9 protein-coding genes and 3 pseudogenes are annotated in these 17,137 nt (G+C 72.6%); 6 read left to right on the forward strand and 6 right to left on the reverse strand.

The annotated features are described in order from the left end of the window. Positions 1-539 (reverse strand): annotated as a pseudogene (locus ND747_RS15585) (hypothetical protein); the annotation flags it as partial. A gap of 531 nt (positions 540-1,070) precedes the next feature. Here ND747_RS15585 and ND747_RS15590 point away from each other — a divergent pair. Then, positions 1,071-3,461, forward strand: a complete 2,391-nt coding sequence (locus ND747_RS15590) for a putative bifunctional diguanylate cyclase/phosphodiesterase (RefSeq protein ID WP_374216240.1) — start codon at positions 1,071-1,073, stop codon at positions 3,459-3,461. A 72-nt stretch (positions 3,462-3,533) separates the two neighbouring features. Beyond that, positions 3,534-4,544, forward strand: coding sequence for a leucyl/phenylalanyl-tRNA--protein transferase (aat, locus tag ND747_RS15595; protein WP_251734349.1), 1,011 nt, complete (start codon positions 3,534-3,536; stop codon positions 4,542-4,544). Between the two features lie 18 nt (positions 4,545-4,562). On the opposite strand, the gene ND747_RS15600 is transcribed toward aat, so the two are convergent. Next, complete coding sequence (locus ND747_RS15600; protein WP_251734350.1) at positions 4,563-5,933, reverse strand: pyridoxal phosphate-dependent aminotransferase family protein; 1,371 nt, start codon at positions 5,931-5,933, stop codon at positions 4,563-4,565. Positions 5,934-6,433: 500 nt separating this feature from the next. On the opposite strand from ND747_RS15600, the gene ND747_RS15605 reads away from it, so the two are divergent. Both ND747_RS15605 and ND747_RS15610 read left to right on the forward strand, forming a co-directional pair. Beyond that, positions 6,434-7,171: a class I SAM-dependent methyltransferase gene (locus ND747_RS15605; protein ID WP_251734358.1), complete on the forward strand. Its 738-nt coding sequence runs from the start codon at positions 6,434-6,436 to the stop codon at positions 7,169-7,171. A gap of 190 nt (positions 7,172-7,361) precedes the next feature. Continuing rightward, positions 7,362-7,925, forward strand: a complete 564-nt coding sequence (locus ND747_RS15610) for a dihydrofolate reductase family protein (protein WP_251734351.1) — start codon at positions 7,362-7,364, stop codon at positions 7,923-7,925. Between the two features lie 101 nt (positions 7,926-8,026). Here the strand turns inward: ND747_RS15610 and ND747_RS15615 are convergent, their stop codons facing one another. Genes ND747_RS15615 through ND747_RS15625 form a run of 3 tightly spaced genes read right to left on the reverse strand, consistent with a single transcriptional unit; the run spans position 8,027 to position 9,621 of the window. After that, entirely contained in the window at positions 8,027-8,431 is a 405-nt protein-coding gene (locus ND747_RS15615; protein ID WP_251734352.1) for an arsenate reductase ArsC, read from the reverse strand. A 34-nt stretch (positions 8,432-8,465) separates the two neighbouring features. Further along, positions 8,466-9,161 carry an MIP/aquaporin family protein gene (locus ND747_RS15620; protein WP_251734353.1) on the reverse strand — a complete coding sequence of 232 codons (696 nt, stop codon included), beginning with the start codon at positions 9,159-9,161 and terminating at the stop codon, positions 8,466-8,468. Next, entirely contained in the window at positions 9,142-9,621 is a 480-nt protein-coding gene (locus ND747_RS15625) for an ArsI/CadI family heavy metal resistance metalloenzyme (RefSeq protein ID WP_251734354.1), read from the reverse strand. Before ND747_RS15625 ends, ND747_RS15620 begins: the two co-directional genes overlap by 20 nt. A 97-nt stretch (positions 9,622-9,718) precedes the next feature. On the opposite strand from ND747_RS15625, the pseudogene ND747_RS15630 reads away from it, so the two are divergent. After that, positions 9,719-10,114, forward strand: a pseudogene (locus ND747_RS15630) (ArsR/SmtB family transcription factor); the annotation flags it as partial. 169 nt (positions 10,115-10,283) lie between these two features. Here ND747_RS15630 and ND747_RS15635 read toward each other — a convergent pair. Then, positions 10,284-13,727 (reverse strand): UvrD-helicase domain-containing protein, encoded by a 3,444-nt coding sequence (locus ND747_RS15635; protein ID WP_285900598.1) that lies wholly within the window; start codon positions 13,725-13,727, stop codon positions 10,284-10,286. Between the two features lie 269 nt (positions 13,728-13,996). On the opposite strand from ND747_RS15635, the pseudogene ND747_RS15640 reads away from it, so the two are divergent. Further along, positions 13,997-17,137: pseudogene (locus ND747_RS15640) on the forward strand (AAA family ATPase); the annotation flags it as partial.

The following is a 17,137-nucleotide window of genomic DNA, read 5'->3' on the forward strand; positions in this document are numbered from 1 at the left end:
GACGGGGCCGACGCGGCTGGGCGGGCGGGGACGTTCACCGCGGTGGACAGGAACGCCGCGAGCAGCTCGCTGCTGCGCCGGGTCCAGGCGGCGGCACCAGGAGCGGATGCACCGCGCCGTGGTGACCCGCCGGGCCACGGCCCCGGGTAGGCCCGCAACGACGCGCCGACCGGCGCAGCCGAGGGCGCCGGTGGCGACAACGGCAACGTCGGATCCACAGGCGTGGTGGCGGCCCCGGAACCGCCCAGGGCCGGATCGTCCGTCCCGGCCGGCCGGGACGAGGCGCCGGGCGGGCCTGGCGGGAAACCTGGCAGGGCAGTGGTCAGAACCGGTCCGGCGTCGTCGAGGGGGGTGTCCCGCCAGCCGCCGTAGGGCCGCCGGGCCGCCACCGTCTCGCCGGAAAGCAACGGCCGAAAACCCAGCTCCGGCTCGGTGACGCCGAACAGCCGACAGTACGCCCGCCGATAGGCAACCCCCGGGAAAACCTTGCCGAGTTCATGACGCCGGATCATTTCCGCGGTGGCCGCGGGCGGCCGCATTCCGTCCTTCTCGGGCAGCCCGCGCACTCGTTCGGCAAGTCCGTCCTGGGTGAGCCCGTGCGCCTCACGAAAACGCCGGAGAGTGTTCGGAACCCATCCCGGATGTTTGTCTACAGACATTGTCAGCCCCCGTCCGCCTCCCCCCTTCTACTGAGATCAGCATAGTCAGGGTGATGCCACCCACCGGGTAAACCACCGGATTGCGCGATCCGCGCGCGTCGATGTCCGCTTCCTGTCCGGTGGCCAGCTGTCCCGGTATCCGCCCCGCCCGGTGTCCTGGTCACCGCCGTTTCGCACGTTATGCGGCGTTATGCGAGGTGCCGCGATCCGGGCGGCACCGGCCACCCGAGATCGCCCAGCGGGACCCGTCCGCACACAGAGAGCTTCACCAGACCCAACGACACCCCAGCCTCTCCCCGACGGACTTCCACCGGTTATGCGCCGAATCGCCGTTGTACGACAATCCAGATATGACCCCATCGGACGTCGCTCTCGCGGCCGTCGTCGGCAATCTCGGCGGGGGATGAACCGTTGACCATCCTGCCTGCTCCCCCGCGGCGGTTCCGCCTGATCCGGGTGGCGCAGATGCTGCTGGTGCTCGTCGCCGTGCTCCTGGCGGTGGCGTCCTTCGTGGACGTCCCATGGTTCGGCGACCAGGCCCGCTCGTTGCGGTTCTGCGTGGCACTCGGCTCGGGCGGAATCTGTCTGTCGCGGGCGGCCCTGGTACGGGGGGAGCGACTGCCCTGGGCGCTGCTCGGCGCCGGGCTGGTCAGCTACAGCGGCGGGATCATCTATCACAACGTCACCATCGGTGAACAGGCGACGACCCTGGAACCGTCCCCGGCGGACATCGGCTGGCTGCTGTTCTACCCGGCCTGCTATGCGGCGGTGATCCTGCTGCTGCGCCGACGGCTGGTCCGGCTGCATCGCAGCGTCTGGCTGGACGCGCTGGTCGGGCTGCTCGGAGTGGCCGCGCTGACCAGCGGCATCGGTGTGCTGATGGCGCGGGCCAACACCGACCTGGGGGTGTGGTCGCTGGTCGTGAACGTGGTCTACCCGGTGGCCGATCTGTTGCTGATTCTCCTGGTGGTGACCGTGTTCGGCCTGCTCGGCTGGCGGCCGGGGCGAGTGTGGTGGCTGCTCGGGGCGGGTCTGGTCGGGTTCGCGTGCGCCGACTCGCTGCTGCTGGTGATCGTCGAGGCCGGCTGTCCGCCACCGGTGGGCGTGATGTCGACGTTGTGGCTGTTCTCGGCGCTCATGCCGGCGCTGGCGGCCTGGCTGCGCCCGCGTTGGCAGCCGTCGGCGACGATGTCCGGCTGGGGTGTCATCGCTGTGCCGATGGTCCTCGCGACCGTCGCGCTCGGACTGCTCGTGCTCGGTGCCACCATCGACCTGCCGCCGGTGACCGTCGGGCTGGCCGCGGCGACGGTGCTGGCCGCGCTCGCCCGCGCCGGGCGCACCTTCATCGAGGTCCAACGGCTCGCCGACAGCAGTGTCCTGGCCCGCACCGACGATCTCACCGGCCTGGCCAACCGCCGGGCGTTCCTCGAACGGCTGGCCTGCCTCGAGCGCGACGGCGATGCGGGCAGCGTCGTCCTGCTGCTGCTCGACCTCGACCGCTTCAAGGTGATCAACGATTCGCTCGGGCATCACACCGGCGACGCGCTGCTCATCCAGGTCGGTTCCCGGATCTGCGCGGCGCTGCGCCCCGGTGACCTGCTGGCCCGCCTCGGCGGGGACGAGTTCGCCGTGCTGTTGGACCACGCCGACGCGGACGTCGCCAGGCGGGTCGCCGACCGGGTCCTCGCGATCCTCGCCGAACCGTTCGACGTCGCCGGGACCACCCTGCACATCAGCGCGAGCATCGGCGCCGCCATCCATCCCGGTGACGTCACCACGGATCCCGCCCCGACCGCCCGGCTGACGGACGTTCCGGAAACAGACGTTCTGGAAACGGACGGGCGGAAGGAGGAAGCCCAGACGTTGCTACGCCGGGCGGATGTGGCGATGTACGCGGCGAAGACCGGTCGCAGCGGCTTCGAAACGTTCCATCCGGGCCTGGACGCCGGCAGCCGGGAACGTCTCGACATGGTCGAACAGCTGCGGGCCGCGCTCGGCACCGGCCAGCTCGAGGTCTACTACCAGCTCAAGGTCGCCCTCGCCACCGGCCGGGCGGAGTCGGTGGAGGCCCTCGTCCGCTGGCGGCATCCGACCCGCGGCCTGCTCGGGCCGGAGGTGTTCGTCCCCCTGGCCGAACAGGCCGGGTTCATCCGCATGCTGACGGGCGAGGTGCTGGGCATCGCGCTCGATCAGGCCCGGCGCTGGCAGGCCGCGGGGTTGAACATCGCCGTCGCGGTGAACATCGCCGCCCCCGACCTGCTCGACCGTGATTTTCCCACCCGGGTCCGCCGGCTGCTCACCCAGTTCGGCCTGCCCCCCGCAGCCCTGGAACTGGAAATCACCGAAACCGCGCTCATGCGCGACCAGGATGGTTCTGCGCGCGTACTCGCGGCACTGCGCGAAAACGGCATCGGAATTGCCGTGGACGACTACGGCGTCGGATATTCCTCCCTCGCCCGGTTGCTCGAACTACCGGTGGACGTGCTCAAACTCGACAAGTCGTTTCTGCGCCGGATGGCCGTCGACCCCCGGGCCGAGGAGATCGTGCGGTCGACGGTACGGCTCGCCCACGCCCTGGGCCTGCGCATCGTCGTCGAGGGGGTGGAGACCGCGGCGGCGGTCCAGATGCTCGGTGACGTCGGATGCGACCTCGCCCAGGGCTACTTCTTCGGTGAGCCTGGTCCCGCCGAGACGATTACCGAACATCTGCGCCGATACCGGGAGACGATGGCTGCGCAGCCGGAGTCGGCGGTCGACCGCCGGCTCCCCCGGCACAGCAGTGCCGTGACGACCGCACCGTGACGGTCGGCCTGCGAAGATCGAGACTGTGACCATCACACCGTCGGGTGGAGGGGCCTTGGTAACGGAGGTTCGGTGGACCTGACCACGGTGCCGCAGCCGGTCGGGCCCTCCGTCTGGGATGGCGTCTCCCTGCACCGCAGTCCGCGGCGGGCCCCCGTCGCCGTCGGCGGCACCATGGACCCGGCGACTCTGATCGGCGCCTACCGCGTCGGCGCGTTCCCCTGGCCCAGCGACGAGCCCGACGAGGCCGCCGCCCCCGACACCACCAGCACGTCCGTGGCGGTAACCAGTGCCGCCGCGGCAGGTGATCCTGGTGCGGTCGAGACGGTGGACGGCATCGTCAGCGTCTACGGCTACGGCGCCCCCGAGGCGTCCGGCGACCCCGCAGGACGCACCGCCGGGCAGGAGGGCACCGCGGGGTCCGGCGGATCGGGTGAGTCTGGTGAGCTGGGCCTGGCCGACTACTACCGGATGCTGCGGGCGGCCGTCGCGGCCCGGCGGATCCGGCACCTGTCGCCGGGGCGGCCCGGCGGCTACGACCTGCCCTGGTGGAGCCCGGACCCGCGGGCGGTGATCCCGGCCGGCGGGGTGCGGGTGAGCCGCTCGCTGCGCAGGCGGCTGCGCAGCTGCGGGTGGACCACGTCCATCGACGAGGCGTTCGTCGACGTCGTGCGCGGCTGTCAGCGCGACGGCACGTCCGGGTGGATCACCGACGAGCTGCTGGACGGCTATGCGCAGCTGCACGCGCTGGGCTGGGCGCACAGCATCGAGGTGTGGGACGGCGACGAGCTCGTCGGCGGGATGTACGGGGTGGGGGTCGGCGGGGTCTTCGCCGGGGAGTCGATGTTCCACGCCCGGACCGATGCCTCCAAGATCGCGCTGGCCGACTTCGACGCCCGGTTCTGTGCCGCCGGCGGCGTCCTGCTCGATGTGCAGCTGACCACCGAGCATCTGATCTCACTCGGCGCCCGGGACGTCCCCCGGCGGGACTATCTCGCCGTACTCGCCAGGGTCCGTGACGCCGATGTCCGTCTCGCCCGGGATCGCCTCCCGGTCAGCCGGCTCGCCCCCGCCACCGGCTGACCGTCCGGACCGACCGGCTCAGACCTCCCCGGTGCTGGTGCCAGCACCGGGGTCAGCATCGACCTCGGGAGCCGCGAGGGCGAGCGGGTAGCGGGCGTGGGCGTCGGCGAGGATGGCGAGCAGGTCGTCGATCTCGGTCTCGGTGTTCGCCGCGGTCACCTGGACCCGCATTCCCACGTTCTCCCGCGGCACGATCGGGTAGGGCACCACGCCGGCGAGCACTCCCCGCGCATACAGGAAGCGGCCGAGGTCCTCGGCGTGGTCGGGATTGCGCAGTGGAATCTCGACGATCGGAAAGCCGCTGGTGTTAAGGGTGGCGAGCCCGAGCCGCCGGATTCCGTCCAGCAGCCGGCGGGTCAGCGTGTACAGCCGGGCCCGCAGCTCGTCCCCGCGACGCTCGTTGATCTGCAGCCCGACCAGGCCCGTCGCCAGGGACGCCACCGGCGACGGGCCGGAGAAGATGTACGGGCCGGCTGCGGACTTGAGATAGTCCTTCACCCGGGTCGGGCAGGCGACGAAGGCCAGCAACGACGAGTACGCCTTCGAGAATCCACCGATGAGGACGACGTTGTCGTACGTCTGGTTCAGGTGGCGCACAATGCCGTTGCCCCGGGATCCGTAGGGGCTCGACTCGTCCGGTGACCGTTCACCGACAATGCCGAAACCGTGCGCGTCGTCGATGTAGAGCAGGGCGTCATGGGCGCGGGCGAGGGTGAGCAGGTCGGCCAGCGGCGGGGCGTTGCCGGTCATGCTGTGGATACCGTCCACGCAGATCAGCCGGGGGAACGGGGCCCGGCGCAGGCGGCGCTCGAGCCGGTCGAGCCGGTCCTCGCGGAACCGGGCGACCGTACCGCCGCGCGCGGCGGTCATCACCGCGCCGTCGTGCGCCGTCTGGTGGGCGTGGACCTCGACGAACAGTGACCCGTGGGCGACCAGCGCCGGCAGCACCGACAGCTGGATATGGGTGATCGTCGGCAGCAGCAGGGCGTCCTCGGCACCGAGCAGATCGGCGAGGGTCGCTTCGATCTCGGCGTACGGCTCGGGGCTGGCAATCATCCGCGACCAGCTCGGATGGGTTCCCCACCGATCCAGGTACGGCCCAACCGCGGCGATCACCTCCCGGTCCAGGTCGAGCCCGAGATAGTTACAGGAGGCGAAGTCGGTCAGCCAGTGGTCGCCGATACGCACCTGGCGCCCGTGGATCTCGTCGACCGTCGCGTCGTAGAACGGGGCGGTCTCCCGCATTCGGTCGAGCTCCGACCGCAGCCCCAACGGCTGGTCGAGCACCGCTCGCCACGCCGGCGAAAAACCGTCGAGCGTCGTGGACGGTGAGATCGTCACCTCGCCCACCTGCACCGGAACCTCGGCAGCCGAGGAAACCTGAGTCACGCCGCCACCCGTTCCAGTTCTACCGGTTTGGGGCAAATATGTGCACACAGCAAGGCCATCACCGATCCTTGGGTCACCGGGAACGCACCACCGGCATGGGTCAGGGAACAAGAAAGGGCGAAACCGCGCCCGGAAAACAGTCGCTGATCCACGTTAAACCGCACAGGAGGAAACTTTCCCGGGATTGCCAGCAAATAGGACGAACGGTCTATTGCGACATAGTCCGCCGTGTCGGGTATCGCCAGCCCGCCTCGACCGTCGACGCCGACCCCGGCGCTGCCCCGATCCCGTTCCACCTGCGGTTAGCTGCGCACCGCAACCGGATGAGCACCCGTGGCGCCGGCCCGTTTGGGCCAGTGCGGCCGGGTGTTATCGTCCCCGCCATGTCTGAGACGGCGGCATCCTCGGCGAGCACGACGGCACCCTCGGCCAGCCCGGCGCCAGCAGCCCCGGTCGGCCCGCCGGCGTCGGCGAACGGTGCGCAGGACGACGAGCTGCTGGTGCGCACTCTGCCGTACTCGGGCTGGGGGCTGACCCGGTCGAAGACCCTGTTCCTCGCGCACCGCAAGGAGCCCGTCGACCCGGCCGGCTTCTACTCGCTGATCGCCGCGGACTCCGTCCGTCAGCTCCAGCGCTACACCTCGCTGACCGGCCAGCTCATCCTGGACGTCGGCGGTGGCCCCGGCTACTTCCGCTCCGCGTTCCTGGACGCCGGCGCCCGCTACGTCTGGGTCGAGCCGGACGTCTCCGAGATGGAGGCGGCCAACATCGATGTGCCCGGCCGGGTCCGTGGCAGCGCGCTGGATCTGCCGTTCCTGACCGGCAGCATCGACCTGACCTACACGTCCAACGTGCTCGAGCACGTGCCCGACCCGTGGCGGATGTGCTCGGAGCTGGTCCGCGTCACCCGCCCCGGCGGGCTGATCTTCCTGAGCTACACGAACTGGCTGTCCCCCTGGGGCGGCCACGAGACGGCCCCCTGGCACTACCTCGGTGGCGACCGCGCCGCCGCCCGCTTCGAACGCCGCAGGGGTCACGCGCCGAAGAACATCTACGGCCGCACCCTGTTCCCCGTCTCGGTCGCCGACACCCTGGCCTGGGCCCGGCGCCGCGGCGACGTCGAGGTCCTCGACGCGATGCCCCGCTACCTCCCCGACTGGGCCAAGCACATCCTCAAGGTCCCCGGCGCCCGCGAGATCATCACCTGGAACCTCGCCATGGTCCTGCGCAAGCTCTGACCTTCGGGCCGCCGATCCCCCGGCCCGGCGGTTCCGCGGAACCGCCCCGGACACCGGCTTCCGGCTCCACCGGCTCCACCGGCTCCACCGGCTCCACCGAGAACCGGCCACGTTTTTGTCGGTGGGGCCCTGCAGGATGTCGGCATAGCCCCACCAGGGGAGTTGCCACAGTCCAGGAGGAGAACCCCCGATGCGCACACTGATCGTCACTGCCTTCGTGTCATTGGACGGCGTCATGGAGGCCCCGGGCGGCGAGGCCGACTATCGCAACACCGGCTGGACGTTCAAGGACATCGAGTTCGACCCCGCCGCCTACGAGCTCAAGGGCCGCGAGCAGGAGGAGACCACCGCCCTGCTGCTCGGCCGCACCAGCTACGAGGCCTTCGCTCCGGTCTGGCCGACGATGACGGAGTTCGCCGGCTACAACGCGATGCCCCGCTACGTCGTCTCCACCACTCTCAGGGAGGACGACTCGCGCTGGCCGGCCACGATTCTGCGCTCGGTGGACGACGTCGCCGCGCTGAAGGAGACCGAAGGCGGCCCGATCGCCGTCCACGGCAGCGCCACCCTGGGTGCGAGCCTCGCCGACGCCGGCCTCGTCGACCGCTACCACCTGCTGGTCTTCCCGGTCCTGCTCGGTGCCGGAAAGCGCCTGTTCAGCGCGGCGGACAAGGACAAGACCGCCCTGAAGCTGATCGAGTCCGAGGCCTACCCCAACGGCATCCAGAAGCAGGTCTTCGACGTCGTCCACTGACCCGCCCCGCAGGCTCCAAGCACGCGATCACGCCTGGCAAAGCCGGCTGGCTGCGGCCCACACCCCAGCAGCCGGCGCCAGCGCGCCGATCCTGTGCAGGGCTATACGGGGAGAATCTCCTTGAGGAGCTTCTCGACGCGGATGCGGATGGCGTCGCGGATGGGGCGGACGGCGTCGAGGCCCTGGCCGGCGGGGTCGTCGAGTTTCCAGTCCTCGTAGCGGACGCCGGGGAAGACCGGGCAGGTGTCGCCGCAGCCCATGGTGATGACGACGGTGGAGGCCTCGACGGCATCGGCGGTGAGGATCTTCGGGGTTTCGCCGGCGATGTCGATACCGACCTCGGCCATGGCGACGACGGCAGCGGGGTTGACGTGACCGGCGGGCATGGAGCCGGCGGAGCGGACCTCGACGCGGCCGGCGGCGAGATGGGTCAGAAAGCCGGCGGCCATCTGGGAGCGACCGGCGTTGTGGACACAGACAAACAGCACCGACGGCAGGTCGGACACCGGGGCTCCTTTTCGGAATGTGCGTGGGTGGCGTTCACGAACGAGACAGCAGGGCCTCGGCGTCCGGTTCTGGTTCCGCGGGACCGGCTGGGTAGAGCAGACGGACCAGGCCGTAGCCGAGAGTCCCGCCGGCCAGTTGGGCGGCGATGAAAGCGGGTACCGAGGCCGGGGCGATGCCGGCGAAGGTGTCGGAGAACATCCGGCCGACGCTGATCGCCGGATTGGCGAAGCTCGTGGAGCTGGTGAACCAGTAGGCCGCACCGATATAGGCTCCGACCCCCGCCGGAGCACGTTCCCCCCGGCCGGTGCGAGCCAGCGAGAAGATCAGCAGGATCAGTCCGGCCGTCGCGACCACCTCGGCGAGCAGATGTGCCCCCGACGCCCGGTGATGCGCCGCGATCGACACCGCCGACCGGGCGAACATCAGGTTCGCCAGCACCGCACCACCCACACAACCGGCGATCTGAGCGGGCAGGTAGGCCGCGGCATCCCGCCACGGGAGCCCGCCGAACGCCGCGTCCACCACGGTCACCACCGGGTTGAGGTGCGCGCCCGACACCGGACCGACCATCAGGATGATGGCGTAGAGCCCGACGGCGGTCGCCGCCGCGTTCTCGACCAGCTGCAGCCCGGTCTGCCCGGGGCTGAGCTGCTGCGCCGCGATCCCGGAGCCGACGACCAGCGCCGTGAGCAGCGCGCTGCCCAGCGCCTCAGCGATCAGCCGGCGCACAGACCGGTCCGCAGTCACACGCCGACCCCGGCCGGTTCGCCGCCGGCTCGACCTGCCGAAGCTGGCCACCCGCGCTCTCGGCGATGTCGGCGAGCACGGTGTAGATCTCCCAGGGAGCGCCGTCGGGATCATCGACCCAGACCTTGTCCTGCAACGCATAACAGCAGGCGGTGCTCTGCTCGCTCGCCGTCGCGAGCCCGGCACCGGCCAGCCGCGCGGTCGCCGCCGAGACGTCCTCCGTCGTCTCGACCTCGACGCCGAGGTGGTTGAGCGCCCCGGCCACCCCGGCACCACGCGCCGCCGGGTTCTCGATCAGGACCAGCTTCAGCGGCGGCAGGTCGATCGCGAAGTTCGCATACCCGGGCCGACGCTTCGCCGGCTGCGCCCCGAACAGCTTCCCGTAGAACTCCACCGCCGCGTCCACATCCGAGACGTTCAGCGCCAACTGCACTCTCGCCACCACGATCACCCCTACGCATAGATGGCTGTCTATCCCTGCCGAGACGAGGATGGACGCAGAGATAGACGGCTGTCAATGCCTGGGGCATGCTGGACGGGTGGTCACGACCTTCCGGCCGGACGTGCTCCCGGCCCGCGCCCTCCAGACCGACCTGGATGCGCCGCCTGGTGCGGCCGGGGCGATCTCGGCGTGCTGCACGCCGCTGACGCGTGCCCCGCTGTCGGCCGCCGAGGCGGACACGCTTGCCGCGGTCCTCAAGGCCATCGCGGTGCCCACCCGGCTGCGCCTGCTGTCGATGATCTACGCCCGCGAGGGTGGCGAGGCGTGCGTCTGCGAGCTCACCGAACCGCTCGGACTGACCCAGCCGACCGTCAGCCATCACCTGAAGGTCCTGGTGGACGCCGGCCTGCTCACCCGCGACAAGCGCGGGGTCTGGGCCTACTACCGGGCCGTCCCCGGTGCCCTCGCCGCCCTAGGGGCGATCTTCGCGCCCGTTCGGGACGAGGGACCCGCGCGCCGCCCGGAGCAGAATCACGAGGGCGAGGGCCATCCAGACCGCGAGGTGGCCAAACGCCACCGGTTGGCCGGAGCAGCCCCCGGGCGATCTGCCGCACGCTGACCGCCTGGAGCGGGGACTGCCTGGGGCCTGCTCCGATCGCCGGTCAGACCAGGCGAAGTTGCTGGCCTGCGGTCGGGCGGCCCCGGCGCCGCGGTGCGTCCGGGACCGGTGTCGGTTCGGCGGACAGCAGGGCCGCGCCGATGTCGGCGAGGAACGGGGATGGACGGGTGTCGGCGTCGCGGCCGGGACGCCGCGTCGCCGAGGAGAGGATCAGGCGGTCCCGGGCCCGGGTGATGCCGACGAAGAACAACCGCCGCTCCTCCGCCTCCACCGCCCGGGCCGTCTCGGCCGCCGCCGACGAGTCCGGGGTCGGAGCTGCACCGTCGCCCGCGCCGGCCCTGGGACGGGCCGCGCCGAAACGCATGGGGAGCAGGCCGTCCTCGCAGCCGATCAGGAAGACCAGGCCGAACTCGAGGCCCTTGCTGGCGTGCAGGGTGAGCAGCGAGACGCGGTCGGCGCGAGGGTCGTAGCCATCCACCTCGCTGGCCATCGTGACGGCGGTGAGGAAGGCGTCCAGATCGGTGCCGGCGCTGGCCGCGGCCGGCATCAACAGCTCGACCGCCAGGCGCAGCTCCGCTTCGGACGGCACCCGACCAGCCGGCATCCGTCCGCCGCCCACCAGCCCCGCCGGTGCGGACCGGCCGTCGAGGCCCGGCAGGCCGAGTCCGTCGGGCTCGGCGAGCAGGCTGGCCGCGCCGAGTTCGGTGCCGAGCGCGTCCGCGAGCGCGCCAGCCCGGCCGGCCACGTCCCGGACCAGCAACGACACCGGGACCGGGTCGGCTCCGCGGCCGGCGCCCACGACCGAGGACGGGCCGGCGAGCGGGGCACGCAGCAGGGCGAGCAGGAAGGCGACGGCGGGAGCGTCGGCCAGCGGCAGGTGGGAGCGGCGCTGGAACGGGAAACCGCGGGTGGCCAGGGCTGCCATGACGGGTTCGGCCTGGCGGGTGGTGCGGTAGAGCACGGCGACGTCGGCGAAGGACAGGCCGGCGTCGACCGAGCCGTCCACGCCGGTGTCCAGGGCGTGGAACGAGGTACCACCGAGGGCCGCGTCGATGCTGTCGACGACGGCGATCGCCTCCTCGGTCTCGCTGCGGTGACGGCGCAGCAGCACCGGGCCGTCCCCGGCCCGGCCGCGCACGGCGGTCAGGGTGCGGCCGGGGACGAGGCTTGCGGGCGCGATCGCGTCGAGGGCGGCGCGCACGATCGTCGGGGTGGAGCGGTAGCCGCGGGTGAGGGCGGCGGTGCGGGCACCCGGGTAGTCCTGTTCGAAGCGCAGGAAGAAGCCGACATCGGCGCCGCGGAAACTGTAGATGGCCTGGTCGGGGTCGCCGATGACGCTCAGGTTCGCCGTCGGCGGGCACAGCAGCGCCAGCAGCCGGTACTGGAGCTCGTCGGTGTCCTGGTACTCGTCGACCCAGACGTGGCGAAACCGCGCCCGGTAGTGCTCGACGAGGTCGGGTGCGTCCCGCAGCAGCGTCAGCGGTGCGGCGATCAGATCGTCGAGATCGACCATGTCCCGGTCGCGCAGCGCCGCGTCATAACGGGCCAGAACGCCGAGCAGGTCGTGGTCGCGGCGCGCCGCACCGAGGGCCCGTTGCCGTTTGAGGTCGGCGATCCCGGCGGCGATCCGTCGCTGCCGGCGGGCGTCACCCTCGCCGTGCAGGGCGGCGTCGAGCAGTTCGGTACGCACCGCGTCGTCGGCCACCTGGACGTGCGCGCCGCGGGCCAGCCGCTCGTGCTGCTCCCGGACGATCGTGAGTCCCAGCCCGTGGAACGTGGTCGCGAGGATGCCGGCGGCCCGCTGCCCGAGCAGCGCCTCGAGCCGTTCGGCGAGCTCGCCCGCGGCCCGGCGGGTGAACGTCACGGCCAGGCACTGGCCGGCCGGCACGCCGAGCTCGGCGACCCGGTGGGCGATCGCGTGCACCAGCGTGCGCGTCTTGCCGGTACCGGGCCCGGCGAGTACCAGCAGGGGTCCGGCCGCATGTGCCGCCGCCTGCCGCTGGTCCGGGTCGAGCCCGTCCAGCACGGACGGCGCCGCCGTCGCGAGCGGCTCGTCCGGCGACGGTCCGGCCGGGATGCCGACGGGGCCTGGGCCTGGGCCTGCGGAGGGCGCGGAGGAGGCCGGAGAAGCGGCGGGGGCTGGAGAAGCGGCGGGGGCTGGGGAGGTGAGGGGTGCGGGTGTCGGCGTGGGGGTGGGGACGGGGGCGAGGTCGAACAGGGTGTCGGCGGCGGGGGACAGCTCGTCCGGGGTGAACAGCCGGATGACGCCGTACTCGCCGTCGTAGCCGGCCTGGCGGAGCACCGTGCCGCGGCGCAGCCGGGTGATCGCCTCGACCAGCTCCGCGGAGCCGACCTCGGCGATCTGGTCGGTCGGGACGTCGCCGAGGATGTTCAGCTCGGGACCGAGCTGGGCCACCAGGGAGGTGACCTGGGTGGCGACCGCCTTGCTTTTCGGACCGACCCCGAGGATCTCGCCGACGATCTCCGGCAGCGGCACCAGCGAGCTGACCGCGCCCGCCGTCGCCGGGACCGTCCCGCCCGGGCGGTCAGCGAGCGCCTCCACCCGGTTGAGCACGCCGACGGTGAGCAGCCCGCCGCAGGTCGGGCAGCGTCCACCGACCTCACGGGTCTGCTCGGGGGTCAGCACCACCCCGCATTTGCGGTGGCCGTCCAGGTGGTACTTGCCCTCCTCGGGGAAGAACTCGACGGTGCCGGCGAACCCGTCGCCGCCGCGCAGCGCCGCCTCGATCGCGAAGTAGTCCAGCTCGCAGGTGAAGGCGGTCGCCTCCCGGCCGAGCATCGGCGGGGAGTGCGCGTCGGAGTTGCTGACCAGCCGGTAGCGGTCGAGCCCCGAGATCCGCCAGAACATCTCCGGGTCGGCGGACAGTCCCGTCTCCAGGGCGAAGATCTCGTCGGCCAGGTCGACGTAGCAGTCCTCGACCGCGTCGAAGCCCGACTTCGAGCCCAGGACCGCGAACCACGGCGTCCAGACGTGCGCGGGGACGAGATAGCAGCCGGGCCCGCCGGCCAGGGTGATCTCCAGCAGGTCGCGGGAGTCCAGGCCCAGGATGGGCCGGCCGTCGGCGGCCAGGTTGCCGATCCGGGCAAGCGCGACGGTGATGGCGGCGGCCTGTTCGCGGGTCGGCGCGTACAGCAGATGGTGCACCTTGCGGGTCCGCTCGCCCCGCTTGTAGATGGTGGAGATCTCCGACGAGATCAGGAAGCGGGTGGCCGTCCGGCATGATGCCGGGAGCGTGCGCAGCACCTCGGCCTCGAGGTCGGGGCGCAGCCGGAACAGCCCCGGCTCGGCGGGCACCAGCTTGTCCGCGAGCTCCTGCGACCACGCCGGATGGGTGAAGTCCCCCGTCCCGACCACCGCGATTCCCTTACGGGCCGCCCACCAGGCCAGATGCTCCAGGTCGCAGTCGCGGCTACAGGCCCGTGAGTATCGGGAGTGGATGTGCAAATCCGCATAGAACCGTGACATCACGGATGTGTATGTTGTCGCATCCGCTCGTCCCGCGGTGCGCCGGCACGCCGCACCGGCCGCCGCGGTCGCCACCGCCGCCGAACAGGCAACATCAGGAACACGCCTGCCCACCGGCGACGCCGGCGCTCCCCCGCCCGGCCGGGCCCGGGAGCCAGCCGTCATGATGCACAGGTCCGGACGAGATGATCTCAATGCTCTCGGTGACGACAGTCCCACATTCGGCGATCGCGGTGGCGTCCGCGACCCGGGACGGAGGAGGCTGACCGATGTCGGCGGACGACCAGCGCGCCGCACTGGCCGACCGGTGTCACCGGCTGGTGCGCTTCCTGCACGAGCTGGCCGTGGCCCGGGGCACCCGGGTACGGGTGGTCGAGGATCACCCGCTGACCCTCTGGCTGGCCGATCTCCCGGCCGGCGTGACGGCGTCCGAGCAGGTCGGTGCGGGTGAGGTCCTGCTGACCGCGCCGGGCGCGGCCAGTCTGCCGCCGCCGCCTCCGCCGCCGGGCGTCCTCGTCGGACGGCTGCACCTGCCCGGCGCCGCGGAGGCCGATCCCGACCGTCCCCCGGTACCCGACGACGCCAGCGACGCCAGCGACGCCGCCGAGGCCGAGGCCGTCGAGCGGGCCTATCGGGAATGGCTGCCGGCCTGGCGGATCTGGGCGTCCCGGGCCCGGGCGGACGCCGAGCGCCGGACGCTGCACACCACGTTGCACGCCCTGGCCGCCCGGCTCGCGCAGGAGGGCGACGCGCTGGAGCTGGTGCTGGCCACGGGGCTGCTCACCTGGACACCACCGGATGGTCCGCCCGTCCGGGAGCATCTGCTGGCCACCCGGGTGCGCTGCGAGATCGACCCGGTCACCTCCGACATCCGGGTGCGGCTGCCGGCGGACGCGACGACCCGCCTCGACGACGGTCCGCTGCTCGACGGCGTCGCCTCGTTCCACCGGGAACGCACCAACAACCTGCACGAACGCCTACGCCACCGGGCACCGGCGCCACTCGGCCCGGACGATGCCCGACTGCTGCGTACGTGGCTCACCCTGGCCGTGGACGTCCCCGCCGCCGGCTTCGACCCGCAGACCGCGCCCCCGGCACCGAGCACCGGGGCGGGGGACCGGACAGGGCCGCAGGTGACGTTCGCCCCGGCGCTGGTGCTGCGGGTGCGCGACTCGGCCGCGCTGCGCGGCTACTACGAGCAGATGCTCGACGCGCTGCGCGGTGATGGTCCCGCGCCGCTGGGCCTGGCCCAGCTCGTCGCGACCCTGGACACCGACGAGCGCCTCGCCTGGCTCGCCGCGGAGGGTGCCGCCGACGGCTCGCTGCTCGGCGCCGATCCGCTGCTGCCGCTGCCCACCAGCCCGGAGCAGGCCCTGGTGCTGGACCGGCTGCGCCATGACAACGGTGTCGTCGTCGAGGGTCCGCCCGGGACCGGCAAGACCCACACGATCGCGAACCTGATCTGTGCGCTGCTCGCCGAGGGTCAGCGGGTCCTCGTCACCAGCCAGAAGGCGCAGGCCCTGCGGGTGCTGCGGGCGAAACTGCCCCCCGAGCTGCGGGACCTGTGCGTCTCCCTCACCGACACCGACGATCCCGACGGCACCGACGATCCCGACGGCACCGACCATCCCGACGGCCGCGCCGGCGCCGGTGGCGGTCCTGTTCCCGTGGACGCCGGCATCGGCGCACCGGAACTCGCCGTGAGTGTGAGCGCGCTGGCCGCCCAGCGGGCCGCCTACCGGCCCGAAGCCCTCGACCGTCGGATCGCACGGGCCACCGAACGCCGCGACCAGGCCGTGCGCGACCGGGATGCGCTGGCCGCGCAGGCCCGCGCCGTCCGGGCCGCGGAGCACACGGTGCATCCCGAGGCCGCGATCGCCCCGGGCTGGAGCGGCACCCGCGCGAGCATCGCGGCCAGGGTCCGCGCCGAGCAGGCGGTCCACGGCTGGCTGCCCCTGCCCATCCCAGCCCCGTCCCATCCTTCGACGGACCTGGCGATGGCTGCGCCCGACCCGCCGCTGACCGACGACGAGGCCGCCGAGCTGGGCATCCTGGTACGCCAGTACCCCCCGCACCGCCCGCAACCCGCGGCCTCCCCACCACGGACCGACCCGGGACAGCCGAGCCCCGGACGGGCCGACGAGGACGGAGCGGGCCGGACCTGGCCGGTGCTGGCCGCGGACCGGTTCGCCGCACTGGTCACGGCCGGCGAGACGGCGCAGGCCGCGGCCGAAGCCGCCCGGGCGAACCTCACCCCGGCAGCGAACAACCTGCTGGACGCCCTGACCGCGTTCTCCCCCGCGGCGGCCGACGATCTGCGTCGCGCGCTCGGCAGCCTCGTCCAGGCGCTGGACGAACTGCGGCAGCGGGCTGCCCGGCTGTCTGACCAGGCCTGGATCCCGGCCGCCGTCGACGATGCGCTCGCCGGTCGCGACCGGCTGGTGTGGGCGAAGATCGACGCGGCCGCGGCCCAGGTCGCCGAGGCAGCCAGCCATCTGACCGCGCTCGGCCTGCACGAGGTGGTGCTCCCCGCCGGCGCCCCGCAGCCCGCCGACGGCGGGGCGGCGCCGGCCGAGGAACCCACAGAAGCCGCCGAACCCGCCGAACCCGCCGAAGCGGAGCAGACGTCCGATCCGGCGACGTTGCTGGCGCAGGGCGAGGCGCTGCGGACGCATGTCGACGAGGGTGGTGGACTGCGCCGGCGGTTCCGACCGAAGGCGCAGCGGGCGGCCGAGGCCCTGCTGGCGCAGGTGACCGTGGACGGGCTCGCCCCGACCACGGTCGAGCTGCTCGACCTGGTGCTGATCCGGCTACGGGCGCAGCTCGCCCTGGACGCCGCCGCACGGGCCTGGGTGCTGGCCGGTCATCCGCCGCCGCCGGGGCTGCCGGTCGAGGTCGCGGTGTCGCGGCTGCTGGAACGCCACGAGGTGGTCGCGGCGATCGGGGCGGTGGTGGCCGCACGTGATCGGCTGGTCAGGGTGGCCGCGGAGCTCGGCTCCGGGTTCGTCCCACAGGTCACCCACGCCGCTGCGATCGGCGAACTCGCCGCGGCCCTCGCGGCCGAACAGCCGGCGAGCACCGCGATCCTCGCCGAGGCCCGGCTCGTCCAGGTCACCGCCGACCACGAGCAGCTCGCCACCCGGGCGGACGCCCCCGGCCCACTGGCCGCGGTGGTCGCGGCGACCCGGGCCCGGGACGGTGCCGCCTACGCGAGCGCCACCGAGCGGCTCACCGCCCATCTCGGTCGGGCCCGGGCCACCGCCCGACGCGATCTGCTGCTCGCCCGGCTCGACGCCGCCCATCCCGTCCTCGCCGCGCGCTTGCGCGACAGTGAGGACGGGACGGGCGGCGAGCGCGGCGCCTTCGGCGCCGCCTGGTCGTGGGGGCTGGCCGCCGGGTGGCTCGAGGCC

Source organism: Frankia sp. R82 (genome assembly GCF_023716925.1).
Classification (GTDB): domain Bacteria; phylum Actinomycetota; class Actinomycetes; order Frankiales; family Frankiaceae; genus Frankia.

Excerpts from the sequence above, each read along its gene's own strand:
- ND747_RS15610 (WP_251734351.1), top strand. The coding sequence starts at position 7,362 with ATGCGCACACTGATCGTCACTGCCTTCGTGTCATTGGACGGCGTCATG.
- ND747_RS15635 (WP_285900598.1), bottom strand. The coding sequence starts at position 13,727 with ATGTCACGGTTCTATGCGGATTTGCACATCCACTCCCGATACTCACGG.